This is a genomic window from Streptomyces monomycini, from assembly GCF_022271435.1.
Lineage (GTDB): Bacteria > Actinomycetota > Actinomycetes > Streptomycetales > Streptomycetaceae > Streptomyces > Streptomyces monomycini.
Genome location: NZ_JAFIQY010000017.1, coordinates 113,340 through 131,505 on the forward strand (window position 1 = coordinate 113,340; position 18,166 = coordinate 131,505).

Here is an 18,166-nt window from a genome sequence, read left to right on the forward strand (position 1 = left end):
CGCGCCCCTATCTCATAGCTGTGGAAGCAAGCGTTCCCCGGCCGTGGTGCAACTGAACCCTACCCAGGGGTTTGTGTTTTTCCCGGAAAAGCGGTTTGCTTTCCGTCGTAATCCGCATTCGATGAAAGGGAAACCGGTGGCACAGAAGGTTCAGGTTCTTCTTGTCGACGACCTCAACGGCGGCGAGGCCCATGAGACCGTGACGTTCGCCCTCGACGGCAAGTCCTACGAGATCGACCTGTCCGACGACAACGCGCACAAGCTGCGCGAGTCGCTGGCCGAGTTCGTGAAGGCGGGCCGCAAGACCGGTGGCCGTTCCGGTGGCCGCGGCAAGGCGCGCGCGTCTTCCGGCGGCAGCCCGGACACCGCGAAGATCCGCGCGTGGGCGAAGGAGAACGGCTACAACGTCAATGACCGCGGCCGTGTGCCCGCGGAGATCCGTGAGGCGTTCGAGAAGGCGAACGGCTGACCGCCGTACCCGCAATCCGTTTGTCTTCGAGCTTGACGACCGCGCAGCAAACGGGCCCGGTGGCATTCCGTGGCCGCCGCGCTCACGAGTCGTACGAGGTCGGGGGCGCGCCCCTGGCGATCCGCGAGGGGAACACCGTGGCCCCCGCGCCCTGCCCCTGTCCCCGTGGTGGGCAGAGCCGCCTCGATCTCGCGTCCCGGTTCGGGAGGCCGCACCCACCCCGCGGCCTCCCGTGGGCCCGATCCGTACGGCCACCACGCCCGCGGTGACGGCGGCGGGGACGGCGCGGGCATCCGGTCCCCGGTGCCGCGTGCGGTCAGATCCAGCCCCAGCGAGCCCCATTCCAGCCATTCCAGAAGCTCCGGCAGTTCCTCCGCGGCCCCTGCGGTCACGAGGACGAGCATCCTGGGACCGGCGGAGCCGCTGCGGTCGATCAGCACGGGCCCGGTGGGGCCCACCCGCCCCAGTACGGCCCGGCCCGCGTCGGCCGGCAGATCGAGGGCGTCGAAGCGCACCCCGGTCAGCAGCTCCACCGGCTCCGTGCCGGTGGTCGGCCAGCGCAGCTCGTCCTCGTACCACTGCCGTACGGCGGCGAGGGCGGAGCGGGAGCGCGGGAGCGCGACGGGCATACCGGGAGCAACTCGCGAAACTCCGAGAAGTTACGCTGGGTTGACACACGGGTGCGGACTGTCGCCGCGGAAGGGGGCGTGCGGGGGCGTGACGGCGCAATGGGCGGCGCTCGGGTGTTCGCCCATAGCGGATGGAACGGGCCCACGCCGCATGGAGTGTCCGTGGCGGCGGGTAAGACATCCCCAGTGGGGAGAGACGGTGCAGCGGCGTGCGCAGCGCTTTTTCCGGAGCGGCGACGGGCTCCGGGCGGGCGTGTCGGTGACGGGTGCGTTCGCCACGGGCGTACTGGCCCGGGGCGTATATGCCTGGCCTGCGGGAACATCGTCTCGCACCATCGGGTTGGAGCAGATGTCGGCTGTTCGGCAGCAGATTTCCCCGCCGTCGCGGGGGTGATCCGGACGGATGTCGGCAGTTGGAATGAGCTGTCCCGTCCCACGGGACTAGCATGCGGAAGGACAGGGAGGGGACCGACCCCTAACTGCCTGACCGCTCTGAGGAGCGATTAACGATGTTCGAGAGGTTCACCGACCGTGCGCGGCGGGTTGTCGTCCTGGCTCAGGAAGAAGCCCGGATGCTCAACCACAACTACATCGGCACCGAGCACATCCTCCTGGGCCTGATCCACGAGGGTGAGGGTGTCGCCGCTAAGGCCCTGGAGAGCCTCGGGATTTCGCTCGAGGCGGTCCGCCAGCAGGTGGAGGAGATCATCGGCCAGGGGCAGCAGGCCCCGTCCGGTCACATCCCCTTCACCCCCCGTGCGAAGAAGGTCCTGGAGCTGTCGCTCCGCGAGGCCCTTCAGCTCGGCCACAATTACATCGGTACGGAGCACATCCTGCTCGGCCTGATCCGCGAGGGCGAGGGCGTCGCCGCCCAGGTCCTGGTGAAGCTGGGCGCCGATCTGAACCGGGTGCGGCAGCAGGTCATCCAGCTGCTCTCCGGCTACCAGGGCAAGGAGGCCGCCACCGCCGGCGGCCCGGCCGAGGGCACCCCCTCGACCTCGCTCGTCCTGGACCAGTTCGGCCGCAACCTGACGCAGGCCGCCCGCGAGACCAAGCTCGACCCGGTGATCGGGCGCGAGAAGGAGATCGAGCGGGTCATGCAGGTGCTGTCCCGCCGTACCAAGAACAACCCGGTCCTCATCGGCGAGCCCGGCGTCGGCAAGACGGCGGTCGTCGAGGGCCTGGCCCAGGCCATCGTCAAGGGCGAGGTGCCCGAGACCCTCAAGGACAAGCACCTCTACACCCTGGACCTGGGCGCCCTGGTCGCCGGCTCCCGCTACCGCGGTGACTTCGAGGAGCGCCTGAAGAAGGTGCTCAAGGAGATCCGCACCCGCGGCGACATCATCCTGTTCATCGACGAGCTCCACACCCTGGTGGGTGCGGGCGCCGCCGAGGGCGCGATCGACGCCGCGAGCATCCTCAAGCCCATGCTGGCGCGAGGCGAGCTGCAGACCATCGGTGCGACGACGCTCGACGAGTACCGCAAGTACCTGGAGAAGGACGCGGCGCTGGAGCGCCGTTTCCAGCCGATCCAGGTCGCGGAGCCGTCGCTGCCGCACACCATCGAGATCCTGAAGGGCCTGCGCGACCGTTACGAGGCGCACCACCGCGTCTCGATCACGGACGAGGCCCTGGTCCAGGCCGCTCAGCTGGCCGACCGCTACATCTCCGACCGCTTCCTGCCGGACAAGGCGATCGACCTGATCGACGAGGCCGGCTCCCGGATGCGCATCCGCCGGATGACCGCGCCGCCGGACCTCCGCGAGTTCGACGAGAAGATCGCCGACGTGCGCCGGGAGAAGGAGTCCGCGATCGACTCGCAGGACTTCGAGATGGCCGCGGGCCTGCGCGACAAGGAGAAGCAGCTCCTGGCCGCGAAGGCGAAGCGGGAGAAGGAGTGGAAGGCCGGCGACATGGACGTCGTCGCCGAGGTCGACGGCGAGCTGATCGCCGAGGTCCTGGCCACGGCGACCGGCATCCCGGTCTTCAAGCTCACCGAGGAGGAGTCCTCGCGGCTGCTGCGGATGGAGGACGAGCTCCACAAGCGCGTCATCGGCCAGAAGGACGCCATCAAGGCGCTCTCGCAGGCCATCCGCCGTACCCGGGCCGGTCTGAAGGACCCCAAGCGCCCCGGTGGCTCGTTCATCTTCGCCGGTCCGTCCGGTGTCGGTAAGACCGAGCTGTCCAAGACGCTCGCCGAGTTCCTGTTCGGCGACGAGGACGCGATGATCTCCCTCGACATGTCGGAGTTCAGCGAGAAGCACACGGTCTCCCGGCTCTTCGGCTCGCCTCCCGGCTACGTCGGCTACGAGGAGGGCGGCCAGCTCACCGAGAAGGTGCGCCGCAAGCCGTTCTCGGTCGTGCTGTTCGACGAGGTGGAGAAGGCCCACCCCGACATCTTCAACTCCCTGCTGCAGATCCTGGAGGACGGTCGTCTGACCGACTCCCAGGGCCGGGTGGTGGACTTCAAGAACACGGTCATCATCATGACGACCAACCTCGGGACCCGGGACATCTCCAAGGGCTTCAACCTGGGCTTCGCCGCCCAGGGCGACACCAAGAGCAGCTACGAGCGGATGAAGAACAAGGTCAACGAAGAGCTCAAGCAGCACTTCCGGCCCGAGTTCCTCAACCGTGTCGACGACACGGTGGTCTTCCACCAGCTCACCGAGGAAGACATCATCCAGATCGTCGACCTCATGATCGCCAAGGTGGACGAGCGCCTCAAGGACCGCGACATGGGCATCGAGCTCAGCGGTGAGGCCAAGAAGCTGCTCGCCAAGCGCGGCTACGACCCGGTGCTGGGCGCCCGCCCGCTGCGCCGGACCATCCAGCGCGAGATCGAGGACGCTCTCTCGGAGAAGATCCTCTTCAGCGAGCTGCGCTCGGGCCACATCGTGGTCGTCGACATCGAGGGTGAGGGCGAGAACGCCAAGTTCACCTTCCGCGGCGAGGAGAAGGCGGCCCTGCCGGACGCCCCGCCCGTCGAGTCCGCGGCCGGCGGCCCGGACCTGTCGAAGGACGCGTGACGGCCGGCGGTACGGACCGGGCGCCCAGCGCCTGACCGGCACGGCAGCCGACGCCGCGGCCCGGGACCTGTTCCAGGTTCCGGGCCGCGGCGTCGTCGTGTGCGGGGGGCGGGAGCCGCGTACGTGCGTTGCCGCACCACGGGGCGCGGGCGTGGGGCGTCCGAAGCCGTGAGCGGAAGTGTTTTTCCGTACCGGGGTGCGGGGATATCCGTAACCGCCGGGATACGGGGCGTTCCGCTCCGGTACGGAAGCGGCGCGAGGGTATTGCCCGGCTCCCCCGGACGTAAAGGGAAAACGTCATTCCGGTTTGCTCCGGCGGCATTGTCCGGGCGGCACCCGTCCGAATACGTACCGGGTTATTGCGCGGAACCGGGAACTCGAAGGCGGAACGTCGGGTATGGGCCCGGTAAGACAGGCCTGTACCCCGCAGGACCGCGACATCACAGCTCGACGACGCGGATTCCGTCCGGAACACCGGTGACGGCCGGCATCCGGCGGCTGACCCACAGCTCCTCCAGCCGGGGGAACGCGGCCAGCCACTCCATCGAGGCCCCGAGGCCGTACGCCAGCCAGAGCCGGCGCAGGCCGTCCGCCGGGACGATGCCGTCGACCAGCTCGGCCACCGTGAACTCCCCGGCGACCTGGAGGTACGGCCGGCCGCCGAGCCCGCGCAGCGCGGCCAGCTCCGCCACGTCCGCCGCCGGGAAGAACAGCCGGTCCGGGTCCAGGTGGGCGATGATCTCCCGGGCGTAGCGGTCGGTGTCGTACCGCCGCCAGGCACCGGCGAGCTGCGCCCGTACCGGGTGGTAGGTCCGCTTGCGCAGCCCGGTCAGGTAGTCGATCGCCATGTCGTCGGTGATGGAGGTGGCCGTGACGGCGAGCAGGTAGGCCTCGCCGTCCGAGACCTCGGCCGGCTCCGGCAGCATCTCCAGGACGATCGGGCCGATCCAGCCCAGGGCGCGGGCCCCGGCCACCGTGCTGGGGCGCACCATGTCCCGCGTGAAGCGCCGCACCCGGTGGCGCACCTCCGGGTCGAGCTCGGCGGCGTGCTCCACACAGGCCGCGGCGAGCAGCTTGCGGTGCCGGGCCTCCGCGGCGCGGATGCCGGGGAGCGGCGCCAGCAGGCCGTTCAGCAGCGCCGCGCACTCGTCGGGGCGGGCCAGGGCCACGGCCATCCTGATGACGTCCTCCCACTCGGAGAGGTGGGCGTGGTTGAGCAGGAGCCCGAAGTCGTGGCGCTGGACGGTGGCGCGGGCGGCCAGGAAGTCCTGGAAGGTGCGGTGCACGAAGTCGACGGTGCCCGGGGCCGGTTCGCGCAGCAGCCCGGTGCGGTTGAGCAGGTGGCGGTAGATCTCCTCGGCGCCGCCCTGGCGCGCGGCGTCCGGGATGGCCGCCAGGTGCTGTGCGAGCGTGTCGACGGCGATCTCGCGGTCCATCTCCGAGCGCCCGTTGACCAGCATCCAGTGCGCCAGCTTCTGCAGCAGCTGGATCTTGGGCTGGCGCGGCAGGTCGATTCCGTCCGTGGTGCCCATCGCCCGCTCCCGGTCCCGCCGCTCCAGCAGCATCGACAGGGCGGCCTCGTACAGCTCTCTGCGGCCGTTGGGCAGATAGCCGCGGCGGTCGCGGTGCAGCGCGCAGAGCATCCCGCACATCAGCGGGTTGGTGGCGAGCCGTCCCAGGTCACGGGTGATGCGTACGGCGTTGAGCAGGGTGCGTTCGTAGTGCCCGAGGCGGTCCAGGTCGTCCGGCTCCTGCTGGGCCGCGGCGCGGTGCCAGCGCTGGATGAACGCGGTGATGTCCTCGCGGCTCATCGGGGCCAGCGTCAGTTCGGCGAAGCCGTCGGCGGTCAGCCAGTCGGCGCGTACGGCGGAGGGGCGGGAGGTGACGATCCAGATGTTGCCCGGGTACAGGGCGGTCCAGTCCCGCAGCTTGCGGCGCAGCCGCTCCCGCTCGTCCTCGGGTGCCTCGTCCACGCCGTCGATCAGCAGCAGCGCCCGGCCGGCCCGCAGGACGCGGTCGGCCCAGCCCGGCGGCTGGGCCTCGGCGCCCGGGTAGCCGACCGCCGCGAGGAAGTCGCCGGGGGAGGGCAGGCCGTGCCCGGCGAAGCGGCGCACCGGCAGGAGGAAGGGCACCCGGCCGTACAGGGCGCGGTGCAGCGGGGCGGGCAGCTCGCCGCGGGCGGTGGCGACGGCCAGCCACTGGAGCAGGGTGGTCTTGCCGGAGCCGGCCACGCCTCGTACGAGGATCCGGCACCGGCCGGACAGGGCGTGCTCGGCGGGGACGGCGGGCTCCGGGGGGCCGCCGCCGTCCGCGGCGGCGGCCGGTTCGGCCTCGCAGCGCAGCCCCAGGTAGGCGGCGTCCAGCGGCCAGCTGTCCGGGGAGTGCGCGAGGTCGATGCCGAAGATGGTCAGGTGGTTGTGGAGGACGGCGGTGTCGTGGGCGTACCGCGTCTCGAAGGCGGCGTCCTCGGCGGAGCGGGACGGCAGCCGGGCGGCCAGGGCGCCGACGGCGTCGTCGAGCCTGCCGAGCGCGCGCCGGTTCTCGACGAGGGTGCGGGCGCCGAAGCCGGACAGCCGGGTGAAGAACTCCAGGATGTGCAGCGACGCGGTGTCCAGCAGGATGCCGTGCAGCTCGGCGCCGTCGCCGGTCAGCCCGCGGGTGGCGTCGGGGGCGGCGCGGTGCAGCTGCCGGGTGAGGGTGTCCGCTTCCAGCCGGGCGTCCTGCACGATCTCCAGGTCGATGTCGCCGAGGGCGCAGAGCGTACGGGCGAGGGCGTCCGCCACGGCCCGGTCCTCGTCGGGGGCGACGGGCCGCTCCAGCGCCGCGCCGGTGGCGCCGGGCAGCGGGGTCACGGCCCGGTCGACGAGCTTGGCGGCGATGCGCCGTACGTCGCGCTCCCCGAGGGTGCGTCGCTCCCCGCGGAAGGAGACCAGGCCGCTGATCCGTAAGGGTCGGTCCACCAGGAAGGCGCCGGGGCCGGGGCGGACGAGCAGTTTTCTGACGAGCGGGGCGACGATCTTCGGCAGGAGCCGGGCCATGACGATCATCGGGTCCATGCGGTGATCCCCCATCACCTGGTCGACGCCGGCCGGGCCGGGCGCCGTGGACTTCACAGCGTAGGGGGAGACGGGGGCTCCGGGGGGCTGCTCGGCCGGGCGGAGCCGTCCGGGCGGAGCGCGTTTTTCGTACCGGGCCTTTGGTCCCGATACGGGCAGGCCGAAGACCCGGCGGAAGACGCGGGAAAGGCGGGACCCGGTGACATGACGCACAGGCCCTCGGACGCCTACTACGCGGAATAGCGGGCGCTTCACGAGGTGCGGTGGGCGGGAGCGGGTGCGGGGAACGCCGCAGTACGGCGAGGGGGTTCCCGGGGTGTTCGACAACGCCGTACGTCTCGGTAAAAGCCCAGCTCAGGTGGGTGGTGACCGGAGTGATCGGCGGCCGGAAGAGGGAGGGGTTCGCGGGGTTTGGGGCCGGGCGGTGAGGGTAGTCGCGCGGGCCTATTTCCCCGGCTTTTGCTACGGGATGGGGTAGTAGAAAGGGGTATTGGCAGCATGTCGGATTCGGGTTACCAAGGTGGGGCGTTCCCGGTCGACGGCCGGGGCGCGGCCCTTTCCCTTTCCCGGAGGTAGTCCCCGCATGTCGAAGCACCACCCCCTGCACCGCCTGACGAAGAAGTCCACTCTCCGTACCCGCGCCTCCGTGCTCGCGGCGGGCCTGGGCGTCTCCGCGGCCATGGGCGTCGGGGTGGCCGTGGCGGCCGGGAGCGACGCGCAGGCGCTCGCGCTGGACGGCCTGGCGTCCGACGTCCGCTCCTCGGTGGCCGCGCAGGCCGACGCTCAGAAGAAGGCCGCCGAGGCGGAGCAGCAGGAGGCCGAGAAGGCCAAGAAGGCCGCCGAGGAGAAGGCCCGCTCCTGGGTGAAGCCGGTGGACGACTACAAGCTCGGCATGACCTTCGGGCTGGCGGGCAAGCACTGGTCCCACAACCACAGCGGTCAGGACTTCGTGGTGCCCAGCGGCACGGCCGTGCACGCCGTGCACGGCGGCACCGTGGTCAAGGCCGGCCCGAACGGCGGCGGCGACGGTCCCGCGTACGGCAACGCGGTCGTGATCAAGCACGACAGCGGTACGTACACCCAGTACGCGCACCTGACCAGCGCCGAGGTCAAGCCGGGCCAGAAGGTGGAGACCGGCCAGGAGATCGCCAAGTCCGGCAGCACCGGCAACTCGACCGGCCCGCACCTGCACTTCGAGGTCCGTACCGGCCCGAACTACGGCTCCGGCGTCGAGCCGACCGCCTTCCTGAAGGCGCGCGGCGACGGCGTGTGATCCCCGCTCCCGGCGGTGCCGCCTGTACGGCTGGTACCGCCGGTACGTCCGGTATCGCCGGTGCCGTCAGCCGAGGTTCGGCGGCTGGGCGGCGGTGATCAGTTCGGTGGCGACCTCCAGGACGGCCTTGCGCTTGTCCTCGGGGTCGCCTTCGACGTTCTGCATGGCGAACAGCCCCGCGTGCATCGAGAAGATCGCGGTGATGCAGCGCACCTGGTCCGTCAGCCGCGCCTCCGGCTCCCTGAGCAGTCCGGTGAGCCGGAGCATCCGCTGCTTGAAGGTCTCCCCGATGCTCAGGTCCCGTACGGTCGCCTGGTTCTCCTGCATGAAGCGGAAGAGCGGTTCGGCGGAGCGCAGCGCCTCGCTGTAGCGGCGCAGCACCTCGTGCTTGGTCTCCAGGGTGCGCGGCTGCCCGGCGGCCCACTCGATCAGCTCGTCGATGGGCCGCGCCAGGTCCTGGAAGAGACTGATGACGATGTCTTCCTTGGTCTTGAAGTGGTAGTACAGCGCTGCCTTCGTGACGTCGAGCCGCTCGGCGATCTCGCGCAGCGAGGTCTTCTCGTACCCCTGCTCGGCGAACAGCTCCAAGGCGACGTCCTGGATGCGCTGGCGGGTGTTGCCCCTGCGCGCGTGCGGTGTGCCCATGCTGCTGTTCTCCTGCGTCGGTCGTCCGGGCCGGGGCCGGGGGCCCACACACAAACTTACTTGACGCCCGGCTAGTTGCTGGCTACCTTACTGCACTGTACTGAACTAGCCGGGCGGCAAGTAAGTGGGAGAAGCGAAAATGGGGATGTCGCAGACGAAAGCGACCCCGACGGGGGAGATGGCGAAACCGGCGCAGACCGGGGGGAAGCAGCCGGCCAGCGTCCGTGTGGTGCTGTTCGCGCTGATGATCGCGATGCTGCTCGCGATGCTGGACAACATGATCGTGGGCACCGCGATGCCCACGATCGTCGGCGAACTGGGCGGGCTGAGCCACCTGTCCTGGGTGGTGACCGCGTACACGCTCGCGACCGCCGCCTCCACCCCGATCTGGGGCAAACTGGGCGACCTCTACGGCCGTAAGGGCGTCTTCCTGACGTCCATCGTGATCTTTCTGATCGGCTCCGCGCTGTCCGGCATGGCCCAGGACATGGGCCAGCTGATCGGCTTCCGGGCGGTGCAGGGCCTGGGCGCCGGCGGTCTGATGGTCGGCGTCATGGCGATCATCGGTGACCTGATCCCGCCGCGTGAGCGCGGCAAGTACCAGGGCATGATGGCCGGCGTCATGGCCGTCGCGATGATCGGCGGGCCGCTGGTCGGCGGCACCATCACCGACCACCTCGGCTGGCGCTGGAGCTTCTACATCAACCTGCCGCTGGGCGCGATCGCCCTGGTCATGGTGACCGCGGTGCTGCACCTGCCGAAGAAGCGGTCGCAGGCGCGCATCGACTACGTGGGCGCCGTCCTGCTCACCGTCGGCATCACCTCGCTGGTCCTGATCACCACCTGGGGCGGTACGGAGTACGACTGGCTGTCGGCCCAGATCGTCGGGCTCGGCGCGGTCGGCGTGGTGTCCCTGCTCGCCTTCGTCTTCACCGAGACCAAGGTCCGCGAGCCCGTGCTGCCGCTGCACATCTTCCGCAACGGCAACTTCAGCCTCGTCACGCTCATCGGCTTCCTGGTCGGCTTCGTGATGTTCGGGTCGATGACCTTCCTGCCGCTGTTCCAGCAGACCGTGCAGGGCGCCTCGGCCACCAACTCCGGGCTGCTGCTCCTGCCGATGCTGCTCGCGATGATGGCGGTCTCGCTGGTCGCGGGCCGGGTCACCACCAACACCGGCAAGTACAAGATCTTCGTGGTGGGCGGCGGCGCGCTGATCACCGCGGGGCTGGCGCTGCTGTCCCTGATGGACACCGGCACCACCCGCTTCACCTCGGGTGTGTACATGGCGGTGCTCGGCGCCGGCATGGGCTTCCTGATGCAGACCACGATGCTGATCGCGCAGAACAGCGTCGAGATGAAGGACATGGGCGTCGGCTCCTCGTCCGCCACCCTGTTCCGTACGATCGGCGGCTCCTTCGGCGTCGCGATCTTCGGAGCGATCTTCAACAACCGGGTGACGGACGTGATGACCGAGCGGCTCGGCGCCCAGGGTGCGGGCGCGACCGCGGGTGGCGCCCAGATGGACCCGAAGATGCTTCCCACACTGCCGGCCGCGGTCAAGGACGCGTACATGCACGCGGTCTCCGGCGGCACCCACCAGGTCTTCGTGTGGGGCGCGCTGATCAGCGTCATCGGCTTCGCCGCGGCCTGGTTCCTCAAGGAGGTGCCGCTGCGCGGCGGGCCCGCCAAGCCGGCCGAGGGCCCGCAGGACGGCGGCGAGGCCCCGGCGGCCAAGGCTCCCATGGCGGAGGCGGTCTGATCCGGCACTGAAAATCCCTGGCCTGCGGCCCCCGGCGGACATGCCGGGGGCCGCAGGCATGTCCGCGGGTCAGCCGACGACGGGCCGTTGTCAGTGGTGCGTGTCAGCATCGGAACATGAACGGCGACGGGGTGCGGGGCGAGCGGGAGGACGGGCGCGCGGGCGGCGACGACGCGGCGCCGGTGCCCCCGGTGCCCCCGGTGCCGCTCGCGCGGCTGCGGCAGCTGCGGCGGGCGAAGGACGCGATGGACCGCGACTGGGCCGCACCGCTGGACCTGGCGGCGGTGGCGGCGCATGCCGGATATTCCCGCTTCCACTTCATCCGCGCCTTCAAGCAGGTGTACGGCCTCACCCCCGGCCAGTACCTGAGCCGCCGCCGGATCGAGCGGGCCGAGGAGCTGCTGCGCACGGCCGACCTCGCCGTCACGGAGATCTGCTGGCTGGTCGGCTTCGGGAGTCTCGGCACCTTCTCCGCCCGGTTCAAGGAGCAGACCGGCCTGACACCGAGCGCGTACCGCCGGCGGCACGTGGGACAGGGCGCCGGGCTGATACCGGGCTGCTACGCCCTGCTGTGGTCCGGCGGCTTCAAGTCGTTCGAGAGCCGGGACGGGACGGCCCCGGCGGACCGCAATTTCCGAGAAGGCGGGTAGCGGAAGCGCTGCCTACGGTGAAGAGGACCGCGCAGAAATCCACGGAGGCACGCCATGATCAAGGGACTCGCCATCACCACCGTCTGGGTCCTCGACCAGGACCGGGCGAAGGAGTTCTACACCGACAAGCTCGGGCTGGAGGTCCGTACGGACATGCGGATGGGCGGTGCGGACGGGATGCGCTGGCTGACCGTCGGCGCCAAGGACCAGCCCGAGGTGGAGCTGACGCTGATGGTCCCCGGCCCGCCCGGCATGGACCCGGAGGCCGGCGAGCAGCTCAAGCAGCTGGTGAGCAAGGGGCTGATGGGCGCCGGAGTGCTGGCCACGGACGACGTGCAGGCCGATTACGCCGCGCTGAAGGCCAAGGGCGTGGAGTTCCTCCAGGAGCCGCAGGAGCGCCCGTACGGCACCGAGGCGATATTCCGCGACGACTCCGGCAACTGGTTCTCGCTGACCCAGCGCAGCGAGCAGCTCGACCTGGGCAAGGACTGGGGGGAGTGCGGGGAGTAGCCACCGCGCCGAGGACGGCTGGCCGGGGGCCGGGGGCCGGGGGCCGGGGGGCTGCCCCCACCGGTCCGGCGGCCGCCCTCACCGGTCCGGCAGCTGGATGACCGGGAAGCTGCCCGTGTTCGTCGGGGCGTTCTCCGGCAGCCACAGGACGGAGACCGCGCCGGTGGAGCCGTCCGTCAGCTCGTCCGCGTTGCGGAAGGTCAGCCGGGCGCCCAGTACGCGGGCCTGGCCCGCCGCGATGGTCAGGCCGAGACCGTGGCCGCGCCCGGCCCGGTCGCTGCTGCCGGTACGGAAGCGGCTCGGGCCCTCGCGCAGCAGGGCCTCGGGGAAGCCCGTGCCGTGGTCGCGTACGCGCACGACCCGGCCCTCGACGGTCACCTCGATCGGCGGCTTGCCGTGCCGGGCCGCGTTCGCGATGAGGTTGCCCAGGATGCGTTCCAGGCGCCGCGGGTCGGTGGAGACCTCGGCGTCCCGCAGGATCTCGATCTTGATGTCGGCGTTCAGGGCCCGCACCCGCCGGGTGACGAACTCGCCGAGCGGCACGTCCTGCAGTTCGGCCCGCTCCGCGTAGCCGTCCAGCCGGGCCACCTCCAGCACGTCCTCGACGAGGGTGCGCATCGCCTGGGCCCGGTCCCGGACCAGCTCCGAGGGGCGGCCCGGCGGCAGCAGTTCGGCCGCGGTGAGCAGCCCGGTGACCGGGGTGCGCAGCTCGTGGGCGATGTCGGCGGTCACCCGTCGCTCCGCCTCGATGCGCTTCTGGAGCGCGTCGGACATCGCGTCCACAGCCCAGGCCAGGTCGTCCGTCTCGTCCCGGATGCGGCCGCCGACCTCGTCGCGGATGCGGACGGAGGTGTCGCCGTCGGCCAGCTTGCCGGCCGCCGCCGCGGCCTTGCGCAGCCGCTGGGACAGCCGCCCGCCGATCAGCACGCCGAGCGCGCAGCCGCCGACCACGACCGCCGTCGAGCCGATCAGCAGCGCCTGGTCGAGGTCGTCGAGGACGGCGAACCGGTCGGGGAAGTAGCCCTGGATGGACAGCACCCGGCCGCCCGCGACCGGCGCCGCGGCCCACACCTTGGGCGTGGTCTGGCCGGTGTCCTCCAGGTAGGTCGCCCGCTTGCCCTTGGTGACCTCGTCCCGCAGCTCCTTGGGCAGCGCCGGATCGTCCAGCTTCGCGCCGAAGCGCAGCTGGTGGGTGGATTCGTAGATCTTCTGCGTGAAGTTGAGGCGTTCGGTCTGCACGTCGCGGCTGTTGTCCAGCATCGAACCGCGGGCCGCGTTGTGCACGACAAGGCTCAGCGCGATCGCGACCAGCGCTCCGACGAGCGCGATCGCGGCGCTGAGCTTCCATCTCAGCCCGGTACGCAGGGCGAGCCTGACCACCGCAGGAGTCAGCCTCTCAGCTTGTAACCGAAGCCGCGGACCGTCTCGATGCGGTCCTGGCCGATCTTGCCGCGCAGCCGCTGGACGTGGACGTCCACGACCCGGGTGTCACCGCCCCAGCCGTAGTCCCAGACCCGCTCCAGCAGCCGGTCGCGGGAGAGGACCGTGCCGGGCGAGTCGGAGAACTCCAGCAGCAGGCGCATCTCGGTGGGCGTCAGCGCGACCGGCTGACCGCCTTTGCGCACCTCCATGCCCCCCGTGTCGACCTCCAGGTCGCCGAAGCGCAGCACGGCCTCGGCGGGCACGGCCGTCTCCGCGGCGGCGCCGCCCGAGCCCTCCGGCCCCGAGGCGTGCCCGAAGCGGCGCAGCACCGCGCGGATCCGGGCGACCAGCACGGCGCCGTCGAACGGCTTGGTCACGTAGTCGTCGGCGCCGGCCTCCAGGCCCAGCACCACGTCGATGGAGTCGGCCCGCGCGGACAGCATGATCACCGGCACGGTGGACTCGTCCCGGATGCGCCGGCACAGGCTGACGCCGTCCAGGCCCGGCACCATCACGTCCAGCAGGGCGATGTCGGGCCGGTCGGCGCGGAACGCCTCCAGCCCCGCCAGGCCGTCGGGCATGGCGGTGACCACGAAGCCGTCCCGCTCCAGCGCGAGCTGGGTCGCCTCGCGGATGACGTCGTCGTCCTCGACGAAGAGCACATGGGTATCGGCCATGCGGTGTTCTCAATCCTCCGGTGCCGGTTCCGGGGACGCGGCCTTTGTGCCCCCGTTGTTGCTGTAGTCGGTGTGATACCGGGCGTACTCGACGAAACGGCTGCCCGTCCAGCGGTAGGTCATCACATCCTCGCCGGAAGCGCAGCACACCTTGTCGCCGGTGCCGTAGGTCTGCTTGGAGACCTCCAGCTCCCCCTTGTTGACACCCGCATACACCGAAGGCTGCTCGTCGGCGAAGACATTCTCGTACCTCCCGCCCTTCTTACGGTAGACGTACGAGCCGATGCCGACCGAGTCGGCGCAGGTCATCACGTTCACCACGATGTCGGGATCCTTGCCGTGGGTGAGCGCGGCATAGGTGACCTCGACCGGGTACTCCTCCGCGGCGCACGGTTTGCCGAGCGACTTCTTGACGTCGTCGCCGACCTTCGGGTCGTCCTTCACCAGCTGCACCGCGTCGACCTTCTCGTACGGGGCCGACACCGAGGGGGAGGGGGACGGCGCGTGGGCCGACCGGCCCGTGCCCGTGCTCGCCGGCGGGCTGCTGGCCGTGCCCTCGGTCCGCACACCCTCGCCACCGGGATTGCACCCGGCCAGCAACAGCGAAAGGGCGGCCGCTCCCGCGAGGGCCGCTCCGCCGCTGGTCCGCCGGACGGTGCTCCGTCCTCCGGCCGGCCTGTTCCTGGTCAAACCGCTCCCGCTCACAGTCCCTCTGGGTAAGCCACCGGTCGCGCAGCCGGTCAGGCCGCGCACCGCTCCCGCTCCTGCTCGCCGCGCTCCAGCATCCGCGCGTCGATGTCGCGATTCTCCAGCTCCTGGCGCAGCCGGGCCAGGGCCCGGTGCAGCGTGCTCTTGACCGTACCGGTGGACATGCCCAGCGCCGCCGCGGTCTCCTCCGTGCTCATCTGCTCCCAGTGTCGCAGCACGACGACGCTGCGCTGCTTGGGCGCGAGCACCCCGAGGATGTCCATCAGCAGGGCCCGGTCGGCGCGCTGCTCGGTGCCGTCGTCGACGCTGGCGTCCGGGAGCTGCTCGGTGGGCACCTCCTCCAGCTTGCGGGCGCGCCACCACTCGGTCCGCGTGTTGATCATGACGCGGCGGAGGTAGGCGTCGGCCAGCGACTTGTCGGCGATGCCGTCCCAGCGCCCGTACGTACGGACCAGGGCCGTCTGGAGCAGGTCCTGGGCGTCGACCGGGTCGGGTACCAGGCGCCGGGCGCTGCGCAGCAGGGCCTCCTGCCGCGTCCGCACGTACTCTTCGAAGTCCAGTACCTTGCCGCCGCTGGTCGCCATCCCGACGCCTCCGATCCGCTTGCGATTCCCCACGTTGACCGCGCTGGTGGTCATCTCCAGCACGAGGAAGACGCTACGGAGGGGGTGTTGCGGCGTAATGTGCGAGGGCCCCACAGGGAGTGCACGGAAAACCGTCGGTTGTGTAACAGCCCCCCGGGGGTCATACCTCCGGCTGACGGGGGCCCGGAAGGGGTCATCCTCCTGGGGGACAGCGGGGGCGGCCGGAAGAGCTAGGAGCAGGCCCGGGAAGCGGTGACGCGGGCCGCGCCACCACTCGGCTGTCACAGTGCGGTCAACACGGCCCCGACGTCACGACGTGCTCCGGCCGAGCGGCAGACGGTACATGCCGCCCGGCAGCGGCTCCACCAGGCCGTCCGAGACGAGACCGTCGAGCGCCCGCGCGCGCTGCACCGGCTCGTCCCACACCGTGTCCAGCACGGCCTGCGGCACGGACCCGACGGCTTCCCGCAGTACGGCGAGGAGCTTGCCGCGTACCTGGCGGTCCGTACCGGCGTACGTCTGGCCGCGCCGCGGGGGCCCGTCGTGCGCGGGCGAACCCGCCAGCCGCCAGGCGCACTGCGCCGAGATCGGGCAGCGCACACACTCCGGACCGCGGGCGGTGCACACCAGCGCGCCCAGCTCCATCGTGGCGGCAGCCCACTTGGCGGCGGTCTCCTCGTCCTGCGGCAGCAGCGCGCGGGCGAGCTTCCGCTCGGCGGCCGTGGTGGCGTTCGGCGGGTACTGCTGTCCGGTGACGGCGCGCGCGAAGACCCGGCGGACGTTGGTGTCCAGTACGGCGTGCCGCTGCCCGTACGCGAAGGACGCCACGGCCGCAGCGGTGTACTCGCCGACGCCCGGCAGCGCGAGGAGCTGGGCGTGTTCGCGCGGTACGTCGCCGCCGTGGCGTTCCTGTATGGCGGAGGCGGCGGCGTGCAGGCGCAGCGCGCGCCGCGGATAGCCGAGGCGGCCCCAGGCGCGCACCGCCTCACCGGGCGGCTCGGCGGCCAGATCGGCAGGGCGCGGCCAGCGCGCCAGCCACTGCTCGTACACCGGCAGCACTCTGCTGACCGGCGTCTGCTGCAACATGAACTCGCTCACCATCACGCCCCAGGCGCCCGCCTCGGGGCGGCGCCAGGGCAGATCGCGGGCGTGCTCGTCGAACCAGTCGGTGACGGGGCCGTGCAGCCGGGCCCCTTCGGCGGCTTCGTTGGCGGCGGTGACAGCGGCGGCGCCGGTGGCGGCAGGAGTGGAAGTCATGGCACTGCCGATCCTGGCACGACGGCGCTCCGCCGTGAAACGCACCGGGCGCGCGCCACGATGCGCCCACCCGCTCGCGGGAACGCCGGGCCGCTCCACCCGGGCCGGTCGGGGCACGAGGGGCGTGAGGGACGAGGATGTCCCCATGATGTGGATACCGACGGGACCGGCGGGAGAACGGCGATGACCACCGCGACGACTACCACGGGCGACTGCCCGGACACGATCCGCCGGGCCCTGGCCGCCCACACGACGCTGACCCTCGCCTACGCCGACGACGAGGGACCGCAGGCGTGCGCCGTGCTCTACGCCGCCGCGGACGGGCCGGTGCCCGCCCTCGTCCTCGTTACCGCCGAGACGACCCGGCACGGCCGGGCCTTCGCGCGGGCCGCCGGCGCCGGTGCCGGCGCCCGCGTCGCCTTCACGGCCCAGCGTGACGGCCAGGAGTGGACCGCGCTGACCGGGGTGCAGGGCCGGGGCTCGTGCCACCTGCTGACGGGCGCGGACCGCGCGGCCGGGTGGCGTACGTACACGGAGCGCTTCCCGTTCGTCGCGGCCGACGAACGGCTCGGAGCGGCACTGGAACGGACCGCACTCTGGGAAGTCCGCCCGGACTGGCTGCGGTTGATCGACAACGGCCGCGGCTTCGGGCACAAGGAGGAATGGCACGCGCCGTGACGTCACGGCGCGGTACGGGCGAGGCGCCACGGGAGGGTACGGGCGCGGCGCCCGCCGGGGGGCACCCCGGGGGGCGCCCCTGCCCAGGGGGACCAGGGAGACCGGTCAGGCCCGTACCAGGATCTTCCAGCGCCCCGCCCCCAGGCGCACGACCAGCGAGGTCAGCGGCCCGGCGAGCAGCGTCACGCACAGCGTGGCGGTCAGGGTGCCCAGCGCCAGGCCGGCCACCACGTCGTGCGGGTAGTGCGCGCCGACGAAGACCCGCGAGAAGCCGGTCAGCAGCGCGATCGGCAGCACCAGCCAGGCCAGCGCGCGCCAGGCGAACACGATGCCGACGGCCAGTGCCGCCGCGATCGTGGAGTGGTTGCTCGGGAAGGACCAGTCGCCCTGCGGGGGGCAGGGGACTATGGAGGCGGCGGCGCCCGCCACGGCCCGGCAGGGCCGCTCCTCGTTCAGGAAGCTCTTGACGACCTCACTCACCAGATACGCGACCGCCGTGGCGATCGGCACCAGGATCGCGAGCGCGACCAGCCGCTCCTCCCCCTTCCGGGACCGCCACCAGCCCAGTACGGCCAGGGCCATGAGCAGCAGGATGCCGCCTTCGGTACCGCCCGCGGCCAGTGAGTGGACCCAGCCGGGAGTGTCGTGCGCGAAGTCGGTGACGTCGCGATAGAGATCGGTGCTGTACATGAACGCATACGGTACGGACTGTTACGGGAAAGCCGCACCTGACCACCGTCGGGGGAAACCCCTGACGAAAGTGGGTGGCGGGGGCGGGCGCCGGCCGGGCGGCGGCCCGCCGTGGATCACTTCGGACCGC

General features: G+C 71.4%; 16 protein-coding genes. 7 read left to right on the plus strand and 9 right to left on the minus strand.

Annotated features, from left to right (window positions below):
• Positions 1-136: 136 nt before the first annotated feature.
• Positions 137-469, plus strand: coding sequence for a histone-like nucleoid-structuring protein Lsr2 (locus JXZ78_RS20630; RefSeq protein WP_030025331.1), 333 nt, complete (start codon positions 137-139; stop codon positions 467-469).
• Here JXZ78_RS20630 and JXZ78_RS20635 read toward each other — a convergent pair.
• Positions 400-1,098, minus strand: coding sequence for an SCO3374 family protein (locus JXZ78_RS20635; protein ID WP_030025330.1), 699 nt, complete (start codon positions 1,096-1,098; stop codon positions 400-402). The two genes, JXZ78_RS20630 and JXZ78_RS20635, sit on opposite strands and share 70 nt — an antisense overlap.
• A 509-nt stretch (positions 1,099-1,607) precedes the next feature.
• Here JXZ78_RS20635 and JXZ78_RS20640 point away from each other — a divergent pair.
• Positions 1,608-4,127: an ATP-dependent Clp protease ATP-binding subunit gene (locus tag JXZ78_RS20640; protein WP_031005653.1), complete on the plus strand. Its 2,520-nt coding sequence runs from the start codon at positions 1,608-1,610 to the stop codon at positions 4,125-4,127.
• 440 nt (positions 4,128-4,567) lie between these two features.
• Here JXZ78_RS20640 and JXZ78_RS20645 read toward each other — a convergent pair whose 3' ends face one another.
• Positions 4,568-7,240, minus strand: coding sequence for an NACHT domain-containing protein (locus JXZ78_RS20645; RefSeq protein ID WP_238783255.1), 2,673 nt, complete (start codon positions 7,238-7,240; stop codon positions 4,568-4,570).
• A gap of 526 nt (positions 7,241-7,766) precedes the next feature.
• Here JXZ78_RS20645 and JXZ78_RS20650 point away from each other — a divergent pair.
• The gene (locus tag JXZ78_RS20650) at positions 7,767-8,456 is read left to right on the plus strand and encodes a M23 family metallopeptidase (protein ID WP_030025324.1); all 690 of its coding nucleotides are present in this window, start codon (positions 7,767-7,769) and stop codon (positions 8,454-8,456) included.
• Positions 8,457-8,522: 66 nt separating this feature from the next.
• On the opposite strand, the gene JXZ78_RS20655 is transcribed toward JXZ78_RS20650, so the two are convergent.
• Positions 8,523-9,101: a TetR/AcrR family transcriptional regulator gene (locus JXZ78_RS20655; protein WP_030025322.1), complete on the minus strand. Its 579-nt coding sequence runs from the start codon at positions 9,099-9,101 to the stop codon at positions 8,523-8,525.
• Positions 9,102-9,240: 139 nt separating this feature from the next.
• Between JXZ78_RS20655 and JXZ78_RS20660 the strand changes: the two genes are divergently transcribed.
• The 3 genes from JXZ78_RS20660 to JXZ78_RS20670 all read left to right on the plus strand — a co-directional run bounded on the left by JXZ78_RS20660 (position 9,241) and on the right by JXZ78_RS20670 (position 12,020).
• Entirely contained in the window at positions 9,241-10,860 is a 1,620-nt protein-coding gene (locus JXZ78_RS20660; RefSeq protein ID WP_030025320.1) for an MDR family MFS transporter, read from the plus strand.
• Between the two features lie 245 nt (positions 10,861-11,105).
• Positions 11,106-11,510, plus strand: a complete 405-nt coding sequence (locus JXZ78_RS20665) for a helix-turn-helix transcriptional regulator (protein WP_050503127.1) — start codon at positions 11,106-11,108, stop codon at positions 11,508-11,510.
• A gap of 54 nt (positions 11,511-11,564) precedes the next feature.
• Positions 11,565-12,020, plus strand: coding sequence for a VOC family protein (locus tag JXZ78_RS20670; RefSeq protein ID WP_030025318.1), 456 nt, complete (start codon positions 11,565-11,567; stop codon positions 12,018-12,020).
• Between the two features lie 78 nt (positions 12,021-12,098).
• Here the strand turns inward: JXZ78_RS20670 and cseC are convergent, their stop codons facing one another.
• From cseC to JXZ78_RS20695, 5 genes are all read right to left on the minus strand, one after another.
• Positions 12,099-13,400, minus strand: a complete 1,302-nt coding sequence (gene cseC, locus JXZ78_RS20675; RefSeq protein ID WP_031005668.1) for a two-component system sensor histidine kinase CseC — start codon at positions 13,398-13,400, stop codon at positions 12,099-12,101.
• Between the two features lie 8 nt (positions 13,401-13,408).
• Positions 13,409-14,119: a two-component system response regulator CseB gene (cseB, locus tag JXZ78_RS20680; RefSeq protein ID WP_030023565.1), complete on the minus strand. Its 711-nt coding sequence runs from the start codon at positions 14,117-14,119 to the stop codon at positions 13,409-13,411.
• A gap of 9 nt (positions 14,120-14,128) precedes the next feature.
• Positions 14,129-14,809 (minus strand): hypothetical protein, encoded by a 681-nt coding sequence (locus JXZ78_RS20685; protein ID WP_238783256.1) that lies wholly within the window; start codon positions 14,807-14,809, stop codon positions 14,129-14,131.
• A gap of 50 nt (positions 14,810-14,859) precedes the next feature.
• Positions 14,860-15,411: a SigE family RNA polymerase sigma factor gene (locus tag JXZ78_RS20690; protein ID WP_030023568.1), complete on the minus strand. Its 552-nt coding sequence runs from the start codon at positions 15,409-15,411 to the stop codon at positions 14,860-14,862.
• 309 nt (positions 15,412-15,720) lie between these two features.
• Positions 15,721-16,668 (minus strand): HhH-GPD family protein, encoded by a 948-nt coding sequence (locus tag JXZ78_RS20695; RefSeq protein WP_030023570.1) that lies wholly within the window; start codon positions 16,666-16,668, stop codon positions 15,721-15,723.
• 183 nt (positions 16,669-16,851) lie between these two features.
• Here JXZ78_RS20695 and JXZ78_RS20700 point away from each other — a divergent pair, with 183 nt between their 5' ends.
• A complete protein-coding gene (locus JXZ78_RS20700) occupies positions 16,852-17,346 on the plus strand; it encodes a pyridoxamine 5'-phosphate oxidase (protein WP_030023571.1) in 495 nt (164 codons plus the stop codon).
• Between the two features lie 105 nt (positions 17,347-17,451).
• On the opposite strand, the gene JXZ78_RS20705 is transcribed toward JXZ78_RS20700, so the two are convergent.
• The gene (locus JXZ78_RS20705) at positions 17,452-18,036 is read right to left on the minus strand and encodes a phosphatase PAP2 family protein (RefSeq protein WP_030023573.1); all 585 of its coding nucleotides are present in this window, start codon (positions 18,034-18,036) and stop codon (positions 17,452-17,454) included.
• Between the last annotated feature and the right edge of the window lie 130 nt (positions 18,037-18,166).